Source organism: Nitrincola alkalisediminis (genome assembly GCF_009821115.1).
Taxonomy (GTDB): domain Bacteria; phylum Pseudomonadota; class Gammaproteobacteria; order Pseudomonadales; family Balneatricaceae; genus Nitrincola; species Nitrincola alkalisediminis.
In genome coordinates this window covers 43,264-61,988 of sequence record NZ_VYTY01000016.1, presented here as the reverse complement: position 1 = coordinate 61,988, position 18,725 = coordinate 43,264, and the positions used below count along the sequence as shown (strand labels likewise).

General features: G+C 48.1%; 12 protein-coding genes and 1 pseudogene. 11 read left to right on the top strand and 2 right to left on the bottom strand.

Going from position 1 to position 18,725, the window contains the following annotated elements; genetic code table 11:
• Together F5971_RS17480 and F5971_RS17475 are read left to right on the top strand one after the other, a co-directional pair.
• Positions 1–374 (top strand): annotated as a pseudogene (locus tag F5971_RS17480) (hypothetical protein); the annotation flags it as partial.
• A gap of 352 nt (positions 375–726) precedes the next feature.
• Entirely contained in the window at positions 727–1,626 is a 900-nt protein-coding gene (locus tag F5971_RS17475) for an Rpn family recombination-promoting nuclease/putative transposase (protein ID WP_089503654.1), read from the top strand.
• 246 nt (positions 1,627–1,872) lie between these two features.
• Here the strand turns inward: F5971_RS17475 and F5971_RS17470 are convergent, their stop codons facing one another.
• Positions 1,873–2,196: a flagellar protein FliT gene (locus F5971_RS17470; protein WP_193496364.1), complete on the bottom strand. Its 324-nt coding sequence runs from the start codon at positions 2,194–2,196 to the stop codon at positions 1,873–1,875.
• A gap of 223 nt (positions 2,197–2,419) precedes the next feature.
• Between F5971_RS17470 and F5971_RS17465 the strand changes: the two genes are divergently transcribed.
• The 9 genes from F5971_RS17465 to F5971_RS17425 all read left to right on the top strand — a co-directional run bounded on the left by F5971_RS17465 (position 2,420) and on the right by F5971_RS17425 (position 14,705).
• A complete protein-coding gene (locus F5971_RS17465) occupies positions 2,420–4,219 on the top strand; it encodes a flagellin N-terminal helical domain-containing protein (protein WP_193496362.1) in 1,800 nt (599 codons plus the stop codon).
• Between the two features lie 80 nt (positions 4,220–4,299).
• Positions 4,300–4,707 (top strand): flagellar protein FlaG, encoded by a 408-nt coding sequence (locus tag F5971_RS17460; protein WP_193496360.1) that lies wholly within the window; start codon positions 4,300–4,302, stop codon positions 4,705–4,707.
• Positions 4,708–4,761: 54 nt separating this feature from the next.
• Complete coding sequence (gene fliD / locus F5971_RS17455; protein ID WP_193496358.1) at positions 4,762–6,810, top strand: flagellar filament capping protein FliD; 2,049 nt, start codon at positions 4,762–4,764, stop codon at positions 6,808–6,810.
• A gap of 22 nt (positions 6,811–6,832) precedes the next feature.
• Positions 6,833–7,228 (top strand): flagellar export chaperone FliS, encoded by a 396-nt coding sequence (gene fliS / locus F5971_RS17450; protein ID WP_193496355.1) that lies wholly within the window; start codon positions 6,833–6,835, stop codon positions 7,226–7,228.
• 472 nt (positions 7,229–7,700) lie between these two features.
• Positions 7,701–9,161, top strand: a complete 1,461-nt coding sequence (locus F5971_RS17445) for a sigma-54 dependent transcriptional regulator (RefSeq protein WP_193496353.1) — start codon at positions 7,701–7,703, stop codon at positions 9,159–9,161.
• Positions 9,158–10,210 carry a sensor histidine kinase gene (locus tag F5971_RS17440; RefSeq protein ID WP_193496350.1) on the top strand — a complete coding sequence of 351 codons (1,053 nt, stop codon included), beginning with the start codon at positions 9,158–9,160 and terminating at the stop codon, positions 10,208–10,210. Before F5971_RS17445 ends, F5971_RS17440 begins: the two co-directional genes overlap by 4 nt.
• Before the next feature lie 54 nt (positions 10,211–10,264).
• Positions 10,265–11,665, top strand: a complete 1,401-nt coding sequence (locus F5971_RS17435; RefSeq protein ID WP_193496348.1) for a sigma-54-dependent transcriptional regulator — start codon at positions 10,265–10,267, stop codon at positions 11,663–11,665.
• A 309-nt stretch (positions 11,666–11,974) separates the two neighbouring features.
• On the top strand, positions 11,975–13,930 hold the full coding sequence (gene acs, locus F5971_RS17430; RefSeq protein WP_193496345.1) for an acetate--CoA ligase: 1,956 nt from the start codon (positions 11,975–11,977) through the stop codon (positions 13,928–13,930).
• Between the two features lie 112 nt (positions 13,931–14,042).
• Entirely contained in the window at positions 14,043–14,705 is a 663-nt protein-coding gene (locus F5971_RS17425; RefSeq protein ID WP_036514187.1) for a response regulator transcription factor, read from the top strand.
• A gap of 74 nt (positions 14,706–14,779) precedes the next feature.
• Here the strand turns inward: F5971_RS17425 and F5971_RS17420 are convergent, their stop codons facing one another.
• Entirely contained in the window at positions 14,780–18,712 is a 3,933-nt protein-coding gene (locus F5971_RS17420) for a hybrid sensor histidine kinase/response regulator (protein WP_193496343.1), read from the bottom strand.
• Between the last annotated feature and the right edge of the window lie 13 nt (positions 18,713–18,725).

The following is an 18,725-nucleotide window of genomic DNA, read 5'->3' as shown; positions in this document are numbered from 1 at the left end:
TGGATATACCTTATGAGCCAGTGAAAAAGGCAATGGAGCGATTGAAGATGATTAGTGCAGATGATGAAGAGCGTCGGTTGGCGTTTGTGCGTCAACGGGCGATGCATGATGAGGCGACCTTGTTGAAAGAAGCGAGAGAGGGTGGTTTTGAGCAGGGCATTGAAAAAGGTATTGAGCAAGGTATCGAAAAAGGTATTGAGCAAGGAATTGAAAAAGGCATTGCACAAGGCGTTGAAAAAGGTCGCCAAGTCCAAATGCGTGAAACGGCTCTAAATTTAATATCAATGAATGTTTTAACCGATGCACAGATTGCGCAGGCGTCGGGTTTGAGTGAATCAGAGGTTATGACTTTGCGAGACGATGGTAAGCACTAATCTGATATGGAAGTGTTTTATCATCTTTGGGAGATTAAGTTGAAGCATCGATTTGGTCATTCAGCTGAGTTTCAAAGCCAACCACTGATTTGTTAGTGGGGCACAAAGCCAATGGTTTGGCTTAAGCACTCTACCCACCTCTTCCAGAGAGCCGCCGTAAATACGTCCGTGTAGGCTTGAATGCCGCATCCATGCGGCATGCACTCTCTGAAAGTGATGGGTAGAGTGCCTTTGAGAGTGTTGTGGTGTACTTGGCTTTTTAAAAGCATTAAAGTTTAGGTAGTAAGTTCAGCCATTGAGTTGGGTTTACGGCTTTTAAAGGATAAACAATATAAAGATCAGGATGATCATCATGCAAAACTTCGATTTGTTAGACCCCCGTAATGACTATGTGTTTAAGCGCATTTTTGCTGAAGCGCCAGATTTGTTGGTACATTTGATCAATGATGTGCGGCCAGATTTGCCGAGTATTACATCGGTAGAGGTGTTAAATCCGAGTATTAATCCAGCTGAGTTGACAGGCAAATACATCATTCTCGATGTGCTGGCGCAGGATGCGGAGAATAACCGCTATAATATTGAGATGCAGGTACGCCGTTACAATGCATGGGGTAAGCGCAGCGCGTATTATTTGGCGCGGATGTTGAGTGAGCAGTTGGATGCGGGGATGGATTATGCCAAGCTGCAAGCAGCGGTTGGGATCCATCTTCTGGACTTTGATTTATTTATGGATAATGAGGCTCAGCAGCAACAGGCGGTTTGGCGTTTTGAAATGCGAGATGAAAAGCAGCCGGATGTGCGCTTAGGGAACGAATTGCAGGTCAATTTGATCGAACTGAAAAAGGCGGATCGATTAGAGTTGAGTTCGGGATCTTTGAGGTTTTGGATTGAGTTTCTGGAGCATTGGCAGAGTCTGGTTCAGATGGTGGATATACCTTATGAGCCAGTTAAAAAGGCAATGGAGCGATTGAAGATGATTAGTGCAGATGATGAAGAGCGTCGATTGGCATTTGTGCGTCAACGGGCGATGCATGATGAAGCGACCTTGTTGAAGGAAGCGAGGGAAGGTGGTTTTGAACAGGGCATTGAAAAAGGCATTGAGCAAGGCATTGAAAAAGGTCGCCAAGCCCTGATGCGTGAAACGGCACTTAAGCTTATTGCCCAGACCGAAATGGACGATGTGATGATTGCAGAGCTGTCAGGTTTAAGTGTGGACCAGGTTGAACAGTTGAGGCTTAAAGCTAACCACTGATTTTTTAGTAGAGCTAGCTGACTGTTTAGCTTAGGCACTCTACCCACCCCTTCCAGAGAGCCGCCGTAAATACGTCCGTGTAGGCTTGAATGCCGCATCCATGCGGCATGCACTCTCTGAAAGTGATGGGCAGAGTGCCTTTCGGGGTTTGCATTGAACTAAACGTATAAAGCAAAAGCCTGTGTGTAAACAGAGTCAGCAACCTGGCTGCAAGTTTATGGGCCCGTCCAAAGTTCATACACCGCCTTAACCCAACGGCTTATACGCCTTCTGCATGCGCTGTCCTTTTTTCAAATCATGGTTTTCATCAAGCAACTCGGATTTGAGTCGTTCTATGCGTTGGCTCATGCCTTGATCAGCGTCTTTTATTTGTTTCAGAATTTCAGCCAAACGTAGGCTTTCTTTTTCGGATTGCACGGGGCGTTCGGAGATGTGATCGCGTAGTTGCAGCAAGAGCTTTTCCCGTTCATTTTGCAGCAACTCGAGCGCTGCCCAATCCCTTGCATCTGTATAGGACAGCGCTTGTCGGGTCAGGTCCGATAACTTTTCGGCTAGGGACATTAAGGTCATGCACGCGTCTCCAAAGATAGAATAAACATTTTTGCTAAAGTTAAGTGTGCGCGAGTCGATAACTGAATTCAACCACGGTGCTTTGAATCAAAGATGAAAAAAGTTCTAAAGGTTCTGACAAAGTGGGCGATATAGAGATCATAAGCTCAGTTGACATGCCAGTCAGCTGTTGATGAATAAAGACGCATACGGGCATTCCGATGCACTCTGAGGAGAGACTCTCATGGCTATGGTAATTAACTCAAATATTCAGTCACTCAATGCACAGCGTCAGTTGAACCTGTCTCAGACTGATTTGAAAAACTCGATGGAACGTCTTACCAGTGGTAAGCGTATCAACTCCGCTAAGGATGATGCTGCAGGTTTGGCAATTGCAAACCGTATGACTTCACAAATCAAAGGCTTGAATCAGGCCGTGCGTAACGCCAATGACGGTATCTCCATGATCCAGACCGCTGAGGGTGCATTGCAAGAAACCACCAACATACTTCAACGTATGCGTGAGCTCTCTGTGCAGTCTGCGAACGGAACCTACGATACTGGTAACCGTTCAACCCTGAATGCGGAAGTCACTCAATTGAAAGCAGAGTTGACACGTATCGCAGAAACCACCAGTTTCAACGGTCAAAAGTTATTAGACGGTACTTTAGGAAAGGTCGGTCTGCAGGTCGGTTCAGAATCCAACCAGCTGATTAGCTTTGAAGTGGGTAAATTAGATGCGAAAGGTTTGGGTGGTCAGCCTGCGGGTGATTTGATTAGTGCTATGTTGGTAGGTGGTAATACAGCACTTAACGCTATTACCGGTGGTAGTGATGGAGCAAATGATTTAACAGTCTCAATCAATAAGCAAAATATCGGTGACTTGAGCTCTACTTCAAACTTAAAAGAGTCGCTCGATATAATCAACTCAAATGTCTCAGGTGTTACTGTGAGTGCATTCACTGAGTTAGAAGCGACCGGAACAAGTACAGGTATTATTCGTGGTAGTGATAAATTAACGATTTCAATTGTTGGGCCATCAACAGAAGCTAATCAGATAGAAATCGTTGATACAGGTAGTATGCAAGAGGTAGTGGATAAAATTAATGCTCAAGGTGCTGGACTGATAAAAGCTGAGCTTAATGATGATGGGAACTTGATTTTGTCAAATGATACTGGTGCTACTATCAGTGTATTGGGGTCAGGTACTACTCCTGCTGGTAATGCTGATCAACAAGCTGGCTCGAATGCAGTTGGTTTTGGTACCACTGGTGCGACACGTCAAGCGCAACTCGCGTTCACTATTACAGACCCAAATGTAAAAAATGTGGATATTGAGATACAAGCAACTGGAACTGTAGCGGGTACTGCTGCCGTAACCAATATAGGTGTTCAAGCAAGAGAGGGTGCAGACATTACAGGAGGAGCTGTTGCAGGTGGTGCAGCATTAGATATCGTTGAGGGCGATATCAAAATTAACGGTGTGAATGTTGCAGTCGAGAACTCGGCGGCTGGTACATCTTCAGAAAATAATACCGATGCTTTAGTAGCAGCCATTAATAAAGTCAGTGATCAGACAGGTGTAGTGGCAAGTAAAGTGGAGATAGGGACAGATTTCGGCCTTAAACTTGATTCTGTTAGTGGTCAAGAAATTAAAATTGAGCTAGGTGATACCGCAACTTTGGCTAAGACTGGATTGTTAGAAACCAATAATGCCAAGTCCGTCGGTAACTCTGTCGCTAACATCGATATATCAACTGCAGCAGGCGCTCAAAAAGCAATCGATATTATCGACACAGCGTTGGAGCAGGTGAACTCGACTCGTGGTGATCTTGGTTCGGTTAATAACCGTTTAGAATTCACCATTAACAACCTGTCGAACATTTCCGAGAATTCTGCAGCTGCACGTTCACGGATTGAGGATGCGGACTTTGCGGCTGAAACAGCAGCGCTGTCACGCGCTCAGGTGTTGCAGCAGGCGGGTAGTGCGATGTTGGCTCAGGCCAATGCTGCTCCACAGCAGGTACTGTCTCTTCTTCAGTAATTAAGAGACATTAGGTTATACTCTAAAATGCCACCTGCACCTAACGGGTGGCATTTATCTTTTAAACAGCGAGGTGTGTTATGTCGATTGAAAGCATGAATGCCGCTGCAATCGCGCCCTCCGCGTCCCAGTCGCGACCGGATTCGGTGTCTTCGCGTGTAGAGACGAACGAGGTTTCGTCGGCTATGTCGACTAAGAACTCTTCCGAGTCATCTAACGTCTCTTCAGTAAATGCACCAACAACGGAAGAACACAAGGTCCTTTCGATTGAGAAACTTGAAGAAGCAATTGATAAGCTAAACGATATGATGCGAGACGGTCAGCGTTCGTTGAGTTTCTCGGTGGACGATAGCGCAGAAAAAGTCGTGGTACGCGTAGTGGATGTGCAAACCAGTGAGGTGATCCGTCAAATTCCGACGGAGGAAACTCTAAAGTTTGCGGAGTATTTAGAGGGAATGGTGGGTTTACTGTTTAACGATAAGGCCTAGTACAGCTTCAATGTAAGTGATCGTACATGAGTTAAGCAGGCATCGAGGTGGAGCATGAGTACAAATCTGGTCACAGCGTTAGGGGCAGGGTCTGGTATCGATACCAAAACACTGGTCAGTGATTTGGTTGCGATTGAGCGTCAGCCTGCGGAATCGCGCTTGGATAAAAAGCAAAGCAATCTTGAAGCGCAGATTTCAGGCTATGGGGTGTTTAAAAGTGGCTTATCTGAGTTTCAAAGCTTATTGCGTCCTTTAAGCGATCCGAATACCTTTAGTGCGCGCAGTGTATCTTTCACCGAAAGCAATACCGTCACGCCTACCAAATTAGATGCCGATGCCGTAACGGGCAATTATCAAGTCGAAGTGCTAGCCTTAGCGCGGTCACAGTCATTAGCCACTGGCATTGTCTCGGATCGACGGGCCGAAATCGGGACAGGTACCTTAGAAATTAATTTTGGCACTTGGAACACAGGGGAAACTGAGTTTACCCGCAATACGTCTAAAGAGACCTTACAGATTACCATCGATGCCACGAACAATAGTTTGGAAGGTGTGCGAGATGCCATCAACCGTGCTAACGCAGGTGTGCAAGCGTCTATTATCCAGGATGGTGGGCAGTTTCGTCTGATGATTTCCTCTCCGACGGGTGAGGCGAATGCGTTGTCCGTTACCGCGACCGATACGGGCGGCAGTGGGCCTGCCTTGTCTTCGATGTTTAATTTTAACGAAACCAGCAAAACGTTGACGCAAGGGCAGGCTGCAACGGATGCTAGTTTGAAAATCAACGGATTGGAAATTAAGCGTGATTCGAACGAAATCAAAAACGTCATAGCAGGGCTTGAGTTCACGATCAATAAGCAAAGCCCAGGTGAAATTATCAACTTTTCCATTACCGAAGACAAAGGCACGGGCGAACAGGCCATTCGTGATTTTGTTGAGGGCTTTAATACCTTTTACAAGTTAGCCACAGACTTGACTGGGTATAGTCGTAATGAGACTAACCAGTTAGTCAAGGGTGATTTGGCATCCGATGGTATTGCGAAAAGCATGGTTTCGCGTTTACGTGAAATGTTGGTGTCCTCAGTGCCGGGTGTTAATTCAGATTTCTCGTCTTTAGCAACCTTGGGAATCAAAACCGAATTGGATGGCACGCTGTCGATTAATGAAAAAGAGTTTAGCGCAGCCATTAATAACAACTTCGACAAGCTCGCTGCGATATTTTCACCGCAGATTAAGTCTAATTCATCATCTGTGACAGGAACCTTAGGCACCGCGGCAAGCAATGCTCAGGCGGGGCGGTATGAGATAGAAATAACCACTGCACCTGAAAAAGGCAAGTACACAGGCAATGAGTTGGACAGTGGTTTTCAAGCCTTTTCAACGGGTACGGATGATTTCAGCTTTCGCTTAAGGATTAACGGTATAGAGTCTGGGTTGATTCAGTTACCTCAGAACAAAACCTATAATACGGCAGAAGAACTCGCGGCTGATATGCAGTCACTGATAAACGCCGACTCTAAGTTCAGTGGCCCGACAGCGGGTATTGATGTTGCGTATGATACGGCAAGTTCATCGTTTACCTTTACCTCTCGCGAGTACGGCAAATCGTCAAACGTTGTCTTTACGAATGTGAGTGGCGAGGCGCAGGATAATATTGGTTTGGCCGTTAGAGCCGGACAAGCGGGTAAAGATGTAGTGGGTACCATTAATGGGGTGGCTGGCTTTGGTGCAGGAAACGTCTTGCTACCTGCATTGAACTCTCCGGCCTATGGTCTTAATTTTACAATATCCGAGTCGGCTTCGGGTGTCCCTTATTCTGCTACCATTGATTACTCGCAAGGGTTAAGTGGTGAATTGAATCGACTGGTTGCCAACTTTTTGGCGAAGGATGGGGCGATTGATAGCCGAGAGTCGAGCTTAAATCGTGACCTTACCTTGATCGGAGATGAGCGAGAAAAGTTAGATACACGCATGGATCGGCGATTTATTCAGCTACAAGCACAATTTCTTGCAATGGAGCGTATAATCTCCAATTTTCAGGCGACAGGCGATCAGTTAGATGGACTGCTTGATCGTTTACCTTTCACAGCTAAGCGACGTTAATAACAGATTTTGGTAACTAACTATGAACGCACCTAAAGCTTTACAGCAATATAAGCAAGTCGACATTCATTCAACGGTGCAGACCGCTTCTCCGCACAAACTTATTTCAATGTTATTGACTGGAGCGTTGGAAGCCTTTGCCAAAGCCAAGGGGGCGATAGAGCGCAATGAAATTGATGCGCGTGCCGCACATTTGAATAAGGGTAATGATATCTTGATTGCCCTGCGTGATAACCTAAACCTTGAAGAAGGTGGAGAGGTTGCTAGTAATCTCGATAAGCTTTATGTGTATATGTTGGAAACATCGCTACAAGCAAATCGCTTAAACGATGCTGAAAAAGCACAGGAAATCATGAATCTCCTTCTTGAAATCAAACAAGGCTGGGACGAAATGCCTATCGAATACCGTAACGGCTAGTCACGTACTCATCTCCTCCCTTGCCCCTAGTGTGACTCCGTTGCCTAGGGGCTTTTCTTTGAATCTCTGCGATCTGTTCACTTAAATTCTCTGCTAGCATATCTCTGTTCTCTATTAAGCTGTTTAGCTTGTCTGGGTTGATCTCTGCACCTAGGTACTTCAAGTGACGCTTGATCCAACGTCACATATCAGGATTATCGGAGAGAGAACACAGGCCCGACACTTCTCTCGGTTAGCACCCTTTTCTAGAGGGGTGGTGGTACCGCTGCCGAGGGACCATCTGCCGCCAGGACGGCGGCAGTTGAGCGGTCATGGATGACGCAAAGCGTGTCCCACGGAAGCGGTACCACCACCCCGGATTGGCACTGAATTTGATCAGTTAGTGCGATTGCCCGGGATTAAACCGTCAAACGATTGACAAAACTCAGATACACGTTACCCTAGTGCGATTCAATTTGCTGAACACTGGGCTATGACGACGTATAATTTTGACGTTTTACTTCTCGATGACGATCCAGAGCGGCGTTTAGCAGTGCAAACCTGCTTAGCCTTTCTGGATATTCACTGTCATAATTTTGACTTTGTCACGTGGTTGCAACAGGGTGATACCTTCAATCTATCCAATATTGGATTGGTGTTGATGGGGTACAGTCGTTTGCCCTTGTCGCCCGCTAAACTCATGGCTGCATTAACCGACAAGCAGCATTTAATTCCCAAACTCTTGTTGTGTGAATGGACAGAGTTAGAAACCGATACCGCACGGGATTTAGGTGTGCTGGGTTTGTGGTCGCCCCCTTTTCGTTATAAATCCTTAATGGACACCTTGCATCAAGCATCAGTTTGGCGCGAGCGCTCGGTTGCGCAGGAGTTGTGGGCAAAAGACCTAGCGGGGTTTGTTGGACAGAGCCCTAAAATTCGTGAGGTGCGAAGCCTTGTGCACCGGGTGGCGTGTAAAGATGCCAGTGTGATGATTTCAGGTGAGTCGGGTACGGGTAAAGAAGTGATTGCACGCGCCTTGCATGAACATTCGGATCGGAAGGGTCAGCCCTTTGTCCCTGTGAACTGTGGTGCTATCCCAGCGGAGTTGCTAGAAAGCGAGTTGTTTGGTCATGAACGTGGCGCATTTACCGGGGCGATTAGCAGCCGAGCGGGGCGTTTTGAAATGGCCAATGGCGGCACCTTATTTTTAGATGAAATTGGTGATATGCCCTTGCCGATGCAGGTCAAGTTGCTGCGGGTGCTGCAGGAGCGCCAGTTTGAGCGGGTCGGGGGCAGCAAGACGATTGAGGTGGATGTACGCATTATCACCGCCACACACAAGCATCTCGAAACCATGATTCACGAGGGCGAGTTCCGTGAGGATTTGTATTATCGTTTAAACGTCTTTCCTATCGAAGTGCCGCCGCTGCGTGAGCGCATTGAAGACCTGCCGTTGCTGATCAATGAACTGGTGCAACGTTTGGCGGCACAGGGCTTAGATCCGATACAGTTTCATCCGGCTGCTCTGGAGTCCCTGCGCTGCCATACCTGGCCAGGTAACGTGCGCGAATTGGCGAACCTGATTGAACGCCTGTCGATTCTGCACCCTAATCGCGTGATTGGTGTCTCGGAGTTACCGCCAAAATTCCGACACTGCCCTGAGCCCAATCCAAATCATTATCTGACACCTGTGAAGGATGAGTGTGTGATGCCATCACCAGCCTTGCAGGCAGCCAACACCGACTCAAAAGGGGGGGGATCCTTGGTGACTGCTTTGCAGTTGCCAGATGAGGGCATCGATCTAAAGTCCTTTTTGGAGCAGCAAGAGCGACAATTGATTGAGCAAGCATTGGACGGCGCAGGCCAAGTGGTCGCGCGTGCGGCGCAACAGTTGCAGATTCGACGTACCACTCTGGTAGAGAAAATGCGTAAGTATGGAATTTCACGAGCATGAGTGAGGCAGAGCACGCGTTGCAGGCACGGATAGTGGCCTTGGAGCATGAGGTTGCGGCACTGCAAGAGGAAAAAAAAGCCTTGGCACGCCTGCGTGAGTTGATTGATTTAATGCCCGGCGGGGTGTTGGTGATCGACAACCGTGGCCGTATTGCGGAGTGTAATCCCGCTGCGGAGCAGTTGCTTGGAACGCAGTTGCAGGATGAGGCTTGGTTGTCGATTATTCAAACCTGCTTTGCACCACGGCCCGATGATGGTCATGAAGTGTCGTTAAAAAACGGCAAGCGCGTGAGTTTGGCGACAGAGGCCTTACCGGATGAGCCGGGGCAGCTGGTGTTTATTACCGATCAGACTCAAACTCGGGATTTGCAAGCACGTTTACATCATTATCAACGTTTATCTGAAATGGGTCGAATGATGGCGTCCTTGGCACATCAAGTGAGGACACCCTTATCCACGGCCTTGATTTATGCATCCCATTTGATGTCACCGAGTTTACAAGACGAGCAGCGTATCAAGTTTGCGGGCAAGGTAAAAACGAATCTAACGCATCTTGAACAACAAGTACGCGACATGTTGATTTTTGCGCGTGGTGAAACACGCCTTGATAATCAAGTGACGGCAGAGGCTCTGTTGGTCGCCATTGAAGACTTGCTGGATCAGCCGTTGAGTCAGTACGATGCGGATTGTGAGTTCATCAATCTGGCGGGCGATGCCTCCATTCAATGCAATCTAGAGGCTTTGTTGGGTGCGGTATTGAACCTTGTGAACAATGCGCTGCAGGCAACGGGTCCGGGAGCCGAGCTGAGTATTCGCTTGGCGCAAGAGGAGGGGAGTCTTCATCTGTCGGTACAAGATCAGGGGCCTGGTATTGCGCCGGAGTTGCTTGAGCAGGTACAAACACCGTTTTTTACCACTAAAACGCATGGGACGGGCTTGGGATTGGCCATCGCACAGGTGATGGCGAGGGCGCACCATGGCCGTTTTGAGTTGCAATCCGTGCTGGGAGAGGGTACTTGTGCCACCTTTATTTTACCAATTAAAGCTTAGCGCTCAGCGTGAAAGGCAGAAAATGTCAGTGATTAAATTAAAATGGGGTTGCGTATGTCCTTGAAGGTGTTAATCGTCGAGGATGATTTGGGATTGCGTGAGGCCTTGTGCGACACCTTAAGCTTAGCCAAAATTGGCTTTGTCGAGGCTGGGTCAGCAGAAGACGCCCTAGTATGTTTAGAGCATACCCGTGTTGATATGGTCGTTACCGATGTCAATATGCCGGGGATGGACGGCCATCAGTTGTTGGCGCAGATTAAACAACGTTTTCCGTTGCTGCCTGTGGCGTTAATCACCGCCTATGGGCAGGTTGATCGTGCGGTGGATGCCATACGCTCAGGGGCCGTGGATTATTTGATGAAGCCCTTCGAGCCGCAGCAGCTAGTAGAGCTGGTACTGACGCACACAAAAGGCTGGGTGGCTGGTCAGGTGGATACGCCTGTTGCAGAGTCTCCCGCCAGTCAGCATTTGTTGCAGATCGCACAGCGTGTGGCGCAAACTGATTCAACGGTGATGATTACGGGTGAGTCTGGAACGGGTAAAGAGGTGTTGGCACGTTACATACACCAGCATTCTGCTCGTGCGCAGGCCCCCTTTGTGGCGATTAACTGTGCGGCAATTCCCGAAAACATGTTGGAAGCGACACTGTTTGGTCATGAGAAGGGCGCATTTACGGGTGCCTTGAGCAGTGTGCCGGGTAAGTTTGAACAGGCCAATGGTGGCACCTTGTTGCTGGATGAAATCAGTGAAATGGAATTAGGCTTGCAGGCTAAGCTGTTGCGAGTGTTACAGGAGCAAGAGGTAGAGCGAATTGGCAGTCGCAAGCTGATCAAGCTGGATGTACGTGTCCTGGCCACCAGTAATCGACAGTTAGAGCAGTATGTCGCAGAAGGTCGATTCCGCGAAGACCTCTATTACCGCTTAAATGTGTTTCCGTTGCAATGGCTGCCACTGCGTGAGCGTGTGGAGGATATTGTACCGCTGGCGAAGCGTTTGCTCGTTCAACATTGTAAAAAAATGAAGCGTTCATTGGCGAGTTTGAGTGAGGCGGCCTGTGAGCGCTTACAAACCTATGCTTGGCCTGGCAATGTTCGTGAATTGGACAACACGGTTCAGCGCGCGTTGATTTTGCAAATGGGGTCGGTTATTCAACCAGATGATTTGCATATGGGGGTGGCCAGCATTCCAATGCGACACCTTGGCTCAACATCAACACCGTCGCAGGACGTAAAACCCACCCTTGTGGAGCCTACAATCCTTGAGTCATCTACAGGGGGGGCGCTGGATCAGGATTTACGTCAGCATGAAAATCAAATTATTATTGATGCCTTGGTGAGCTTTAAAGGCAGTCGTAAGCTTGCCGCTGAGCATCTAGGCATCAGTCCTCGTACCTTGCGCTATAAATTAGCTAAAATGCGTGAGCAGGGCATCAATTTAGAGGATCTATTGTCTTGATGCGGCGCTGTTAGATCATCAGAGCGCGGTTGTTAGCGCTTGCACATTAGTCGAACGGAGGGGATTTATCGAAAAATACGACTTAAGAGAAATTCAATGTAGGTCATTACGTTAGCGCCGTTTTACGCGCATATTCGCGGTCTTAGTTCTATAGTTAAAGATTGGTGAGACCAATGTCTAATTAAGGCCGAGGGTAAGCTTCTGTATAAACGTATTAAAGCCATGCGAATTTTGCGTTAGTCGCAATAAAAACAAAAAAGACAGCGTATCGGGCGGTATAAAAACAAATCTCAAGCTAAGGGCATATACATGAGTGATCAGAACGTTTTTCCGGTAGATCCAGCGTTTGCAGCAAACGCACATATCGATAACGCTAAATACGAAGCAATGTACGAGCAGTCAATTAACGATCCCGAAGCTTTCTGGGGAGAGCAAGGCAAGCGTATTGACTGGATTAAGCCATACACGCGCGTTAAAAACACCTCCTTCGATCCACATAATGTGTCTATCAAGTGGTACGAAGACGGCACATTAAACGTGTCTGCTAACTGCCTAGATCGTCACCTTGCCACACGTGGTGATCAAGTGGCTATTATTTGGGAAGGCGACAATCCCGAAGAAGATGAAAAAATCACCTATCGTGACCTGCATGAGCGCGTTTGTCGCTTTGCCAATGCGCTAAAAGCGCAAGGCATCCAAAAAGGAGATGTGGTTACCCTGTATTTACCGATGATTCCAGAAGCGGCTGTGGCGATGTTGGCCTGTACGCGTATCGGTGCAATACACTCCATCGTGTTTGGTGGTTTCTCACCAGAGGCATTAGCGAGCCGTATTATCGGTGCGAAGTCTAAGTTGGTAGTGACCTCAAATTATTCACTGCGTGGTGGCAAACAAGTGCCATTAAAAGCCAACGTAGATGCTGCGATTGACGAGCACGGTGCCGCTTCTTGCATTGAAACTGTGATCGTGGTTCAGCGCACAACCAAAGACGTTGCTTGGCACGAAAACCGTGACGTATGGTGTCACGAAGTCTGTGCGGCCGCTTCTACTGATTGTCCTCCTGAAGAAATGAACGCTGAAGATCCCTTGTTCATTCTGTATACCTCCGGTTCAACAGGCCAACCTAAAGGCTTACAGCACACCACTGGCGGCTACTTGGTCTATGCGTCCATGACGCATGAGTACATCTTTGACTATCACGAAGGAGATGTTTATTGGTGTACGGCTGACGTGGGTTGGGTAACAGGCCATTCCTATATTGTGTACGGTCCTTTGGCCAACGGTGCGACCACGCTGATGTTTGAAGGTGTGCCAAGCTATCCTGACAACAGTCGTTTTGGTCGTGTAATCGAAAAACACAAAGTTAACCAGTTCTACACCGCTCCAACGGCGATTCGTGCGCTGATGCAACAGGGTGAGGATGTGTTGGGCGATTCAGATCTATCCAGCTTGAAGCTGTTGGGGTCGGTAGGTGAGCCAATTAACCCAGAAGCTTGGACCTGGTACCACCGTATTTTTGGTAAGGGCAAGTGTCCAATCGTGGATACATGGTGGCAGACAGAAACCGGTGGCATCATGATTGTGCCATTACCGGGTGCGACGCCGACGAAGCCAGGCTCAGCGACACGTCCATTCTTTGGTGTTCAACCAGCCCTTGTTGATAATGAAGGCAAAGAAGTTGTTGGAGCAGGTGAAGGCAATCTGGTCATTACAGACTCTTGGCCTGGTCAAAGCCGCAGTATTTTTGGCGATCACGAGCGTTTTGTGCAGACCTACTTCTCAACCTTTAAAGGTAGTTACACCACAGGTGACGGCGCACGTCGCGATGAGGACGGTTACTACTGGATCACAGGCCGCGTGGACGACGTAATCAATGTGTCCGGTCACCGTATGGGTACGGCTGAGGTTGAGTCGGCGTTGGTTGCACACCCAGCCGTAGCTGAGGCTGCCGTGGTGGGGTATCCGCACGAACTCAAAGGTCAAGGCATATACGTGTATGTGACCTTGAAAGCGGGCTATGAGCAGTCTGATGAGCTTATGAAAGAGCTGCGTAATTGGGTTCGCAGTGAGATCGGTCCAATTGCATCACCTGACTTAATTCAATTCTCCCCTGGCATGCCAAAAACACGCTCAGGCAAGATTATGCGTCGTATTTTGCGTAAAATTGCTGAAGATGATTTCAGTGCATTGGGGGATACCTCGACGCTGGCTGACCCATCGGTGGTTGATGATTTGATTGAACATCGTTTAAACCGTAAGAGCTAATTAAGCGTTTTGACCTAAATTAACTCCCTCCTGGCTTGGCTAGGGGGGAGTTTTGCGTTTAAAGTGATGCTATTATGCAATCATAAGAAAGCGGGTCTGAGAGAGGAATACCATGCAATTAGCACAAAAGGTTATCATTGCTGACGATCATCCACTGTTTCGCGCAGCTCTGAAACAAGCGGTTATGCAAGCAGTCCCTGGCGTTGAGATCGTGGAGGCTGACTCACTTTCGGCGGTTCAAGGCGCTGCTGAGCAGCATGTTGATGCAGATTTGATTCTATTGGATATCCATATGCCTGGCGCACATGGCTTTTCTGGATTGGTGTTTTTACGTGGACAGCATCCAGGTGTGCCTGTGATAGTGGTGTCGGGTAGTGAAGAACCCCATGTGATGAAACGTGCGATGGATTACGGTGCCTCTGGGTTTATTCCTAAGTCTTCTCCATTAGAGGTGATTTCGGAAGCGATTACACAGGTGTTGGAGGGTGAAGAGTGGTTGCCACAGGAAATCAGCAGTGTCGCGGATTTACCGGAAGAGGACTATAAGTTTGCGTCAGCCTTGGCATCCTTAACGCCACAGCAGTTTAGAGTGCTGACTATGTTGACCGAAGGTTTGCTGAATAAGCAGATTGCCTATGAGTTGAGTGTGTCAGAAGCAACGATCAAAGCACATGTGACAGCCATTCTTCGCAAGCTCGGTGTTCACAGCCGCACCCAAGCGGTGATTGCAGCGCAGCGTTTAGGGGTTGAGCCTGTCAAAACCGATGGGATGTAAAATCCATTGATCTTTGAATAGACCCCTAAGGGGGTCTTTTACGTTATGGCATCAGCCACTTAAGCCAAGGTTAGCTATTCCTCTCGATTTTGAGCAATTAATTTGTTGATCATCGCACGCAGTGCGGCTGGCTTAATGGGCTTGGTTAATAACTGTGCGCCTATCTGCTCAATTTCATCTTTGACGGCTTCGGTTCGATCTGCCGTAATCACAATCGATGGCACAGGTTGGCGCCAAAGTTCACTGAGTTGCTCAAGCGCCATCACGCCCGTATGAACATCGCTTAAATGATAATCGGCCAGAATAATATCCGGTGTAAAATTACGCTCACGAATCGCCTGTTCGGCTGAGTCTGCATTCAGCGCTGTTAAAACGTGGCATGACCAACCTTCGAGCAGGGCGTTCATGCCTTCAAGAATTTTGGGCTCATTGTCAATCACGAGGACATGTATGCCATTAAGTCCTTTACTGCGAATCCAGCCTCGTTTTTCAGGTTTACTTTTCACTTCAAGCGCCGGATCGCCTAAGGGGACGCGCACACTAAATACAGAGCCTTTTCCGGGCCATGAGCGGACGTTAATGTCATGACCCAGCATGCGTGCAATACGCTCCGTGATAGCCAAGCCGAGTCCCAGTCCTTTGACTTCGCTGTGACGAGGGTTGTCGATGCGCTTGAATTCCTCAAAGACCTCTTTGATCTTGTTTTCAGCAATCCCTACGCCTGTGTCCCATACCTCAAGTCGCAAATAGTGTCCCTCGCGTCTTGCTCCTAACAGTACCTTGCCCGTTTTCGTATAGCGCATGGCGTTGGATAAAAAGTTTTGTAAAACTCGACGCAAAAGTTTTGGATCGGAGTAAATCACTTGCTTTGAACAGACGTACCGATACTCAAGGTTACGTTCAGATGCCAGTGCTTTAAATTCGGTGCTTAGGTTATTGATCAAGTTGGACAAGGAAAAATGGCTGGGTGAAGGCTCTAACGCGCCTGCATCCAGTTTAGAGATGTCGAGAATAGTCGTGATTAGCTCTTCTGCCGCACGTAACGAGCCATCTAGATTTTCGACCAGTTGATTGACATCGGGCTCATAGGTTTTTTGTGCAAGCGCCGAGATAAATAAGCGAGCTGCATTTAAGGGTTGCAGTAAATCATGACTGGCTGCCGCTAAAAAGCGGGTTTTGCCTAAGTTGGCCGCTTCTGCGTCGGATTTGGCTTGACGAAGTTCGTCTTCTATCAGAGCACGTATGGTGTTTTCTTTACGTAACTCTTTGTTGACGACCGAGAGCGCTTGCGTCCGTTCGCGTACGCGTTGCTCTAGATTTTCATTGGTTTCCTGTAGGGCCAATTCCGCAATACGGCGCTCGGTAATATCTTGATAGAGGGTAAAATAGCCCAATAGATCGCCATGCTCCCCCATATGCGGAATGTACGTCACTTCGGCAAAACGATCACTGCCATCTTTTGTGGGTAACTTTGTTTCAAAGCGCTGTCGTTCACCCGAAAGGGCTTTATCGATATAGTAGCGGCGGTATTCATATTCTTCACGTGTGAGGACGCTGTAGCAAGGGATGCCTGCAACACGGTGACGATCTAAGCCAAAGACGTCGGCATAGGCTTTGTTAATAAATAAGTAACGCATTTGCGGATCTAAGTAGGCAATTAAAACTGGCACGTTGTCGGTGTAAATGCGGATATTTTGTTCGCTCTCACGCAAGGCCTCCTCAATCGCTTTGTGATCGGTAATGTCCATATAGGTGTTGACATAGCCGCCATTGGGCATAGGATTGCCACGAATTTGCAACACGCTACCATCAGGACGCATCCGTTCGTATGAGTGGGGATTGTTGTCGAGCAGCAAAGCGATTCGTGCTTTGATGTGTTCGTTAATGTCGCCGGGGCCGTATTCGCCTTGTTTGGCATTGTGGCGGAAGACATCTTCGATGGGACGACCAATGCAAATCAACCCATCTGGGTAGTTGAACATTTCAATGTATTTACGGTTCCAAGCGACTAAGCGCATTTGTTGGTCAACTACGCTAATGCCCAGTCCAATGTTTTCAATGGTCGATTGCAGCAAGGATCGATTAAAACGCAAGGCTTTTGAGGCTTCGTCTACGATGGTCACGACATCACCAATCATCATGGTTTTACCGCGTAGGGTAGAGTCCATGACAATGCGTGCTGACGAGGCACCGATGGCGCCAGCAAGCATGCGCTCCGTGTATTGAATGAGTTCCGGGCTGGCTTTGTCGCCCGGTAAAGGGTAGTGATCCCCTCGTTGTAGCGCAAACCCTGTAAAGGCATGGCGTGTACGGCTAGCCCCCAAGAAGCGCTCGCTCAGCATTTCTAAGTCTTCAACCGTGACATGCCCAAAGAGTCGAGATTGATCGCTGATGTCTTTATTGTGAACGTTAATAAAGGCGGTCGCTTGAATGCGATCAACCAAGCGGCTACGGGATATGCGCGAGATGAAGATAAAAAAGAACAGGTTGAAGAACAGGCTCCAGAAGACACCATGTGTGAGAGGGTCGAGACCAGTAATGCCAAAAAGTGCGGTGGGCTCTAACCATGAAGGCGTATCAGATGGAATGAGGTCGGTAAGTGCGTACGGGATGTCTAAGGCGGCACGAGTGGTCGGTAGAACCAGTGTGTAGGCCCATAGAATCATACCTGCGATCATGCCTGCCAGTACACCTTGTCGGGTGCCTTCTTTCCAATAAATACCGCCAATAATAGCGGGCAAAAATTGGATCGCGGCCACAAATGCCAATAAACCAAATGATGCGAGCGAGCCGTGATCGCCAAATATTCGGTAGTAAAAATAGGCAAGAATCATTAATCCCAATATCGTGATGCGACGCACACGAAGTAAGAGCGCACCCAGATCGCCCGATTTCGATAAACGTAACCAGCGAATACGTAGTAATAAAGGCATGACAATGTCGTTACAGACCATCGTCGAGAGCGTAATGCTGGCGACGATGACCATGCTGGTGGCCGCCGACAAACCGCCGATAAACGCGAAAACGGCAAGATGTTCCCATCCAGCAACGAGGGGGAGCATGAGTACGTAGGAGTCGGCATCAATTGTGCTGCCCGCAAAAATATCCATACCTGCAACGGCAATCGGTAAAACAAACAGCCCAAGTAAAATGAGGTATAACGGGAAAAGCCAGCGAGCCATTAATAAATGTTTAGGATGGGTGTTTTCAACGACTGTGACATGAAATTGGCGCGGTAAACAAATCACAGCGGCACAGGCAAGCACTGTTTCTGTCAAAAAACTGCCAGCAAAAGGGGATTGAAAGGTTGGGGTGTAACGAATTTGGTCAGAGATCAGGCTGAGCGTGTTCCCTAACCCATCATACAAATAAAAGGTGACAAAAAAACCGACAGATAAAAAAGCCGTTAGCTTGATAATGGATTCAAACGCAACCGCCAGCACCATACCGGGATGATGTTCAGTGGCATCGATATGACGTGTACCAAACAGCACGGCGAAAATCCCCATGAGTAACGCCACAAATAATGCGGTATCACTACCTTTGCTGAGCGCTTCTGTTGCCCCAGGTGCAATCGCGTTATAGCTAAGGGCAACCGCTTTAAGTTGCAGCGCGATGTAGGGCATGGTACCTAAGACAGCGATTAGTGTGACCAGAACAGCAAGGCTTTGGCTTTTTCCATAACGGGAGGAAATAAAGTCGGCGATGGTGGTAATGTTTTGTTGTTTGCTGACGAGAATGATCTTTTCGATCATGCGCCAGCCAAAAATAAACACAAGCACAGGTCCTAGATAGGTGGCTGCAAACTCCCAACCCGTGGTGGACGCTCGACCTACGGCACCATAAAAAGTCCACGATGAGCAATACACCGCTAGCGACAATGAGTAAATTAACGGATGGTTGGCCAGTCGCTGTCCGGTGGAGCTTTTATCACCGTAGTAGGCAATTGCAAACAGTAGAATTAAGTAGGCGACAGAGATAAGTATGATTAATCCGCCAGACAGCATCGCGATATCCTGA

Excerpts from the sequence above, each read along its gene's own strand:
- F5971_RS17475 (WP_089503654.1), top strand. The coding sequence starts at position 727 with ATGCAAAACTTCGATTTGTTAGACCCCCGTAATGACTATGTGTTTAAG.
- F5971_RS17470 (WP_193496364.1), bottom strand. The coding sequence starts at position 2,196 with ATGACCTTAATGTCCCTAGCCGAAAAGTTATCGGACCTGACCCGACAA.
- F5971_RS17465 (WP_193496362.1), top strand. The coding sequence starts at position 2,420 with ATGGCTATGGTAATTAACTCAAATATTCAGTCACTCAATGCACAGCGT.
- F5971_RS17460 (WP_193496360.1), top strand. The coding sequence starts at position 4,300 with ATGTCGATTGAAAGCATGAATGCCGCTGCAATCGCGCCCTCCGCGTCC.
- fliD (WP_193496358.1), top strand. The coding sequence starts at position 4,762 with ATGAGTACAAATCTGGTCACAGCGTTAGGGGCAGGGTCTGGTATCGAT.
- fliS (WP_193496355.1), top strand. The coding sequence starts at position 6,833 with ATGAACGCACCTAAAGCTTTACAGCAATATAAGCAAGTCGACATTCAT.
- F5971_RS17445 (WP_193496353.1), top strand. The coding sequence starts at position 7,701 with ATGACGACGTATAATTTTGACGTTTTACTTCTCGATGACGATCCAGAG.
- F5971_RS17440 (WP_193496350.1), top strand. The coding sequence starts at position 9,158 with ATGAGTGAGGCAGAGCACGCGTTGCAGGCACGGATAGTGGCCTTGGAG.
- F5971_RS17435 (WP_193496348.1), top strand. The coding sequence starts at position 10,265 with ATGTCCTTGAAGGTGTTAATCGTCGAGGATGATTTGGGATTGCGTGAG.
- acs (WP_193496345.1), top strand. The coding sequence starts at position 11,975 with ATGAGTGATCAGAACGTTTTTCCGGTAGATCCAGCGTTTGCAGCAAAC.
- F5971_RS17425 (WP_036514187.1), top strand. The coding sequence starts at position 14,043 with ATGCAATTAGCACAAAAGGTTATCATTGCTGACGATCATCCACTGTTT.
- F5971_RS17420 (WP_193496343.1), bottom strand. The coding sequence starts at position 18,712 with ATGCTGTCTGGCGGATTAATCATACTTATCTCTGTCGCCTACTTAATT.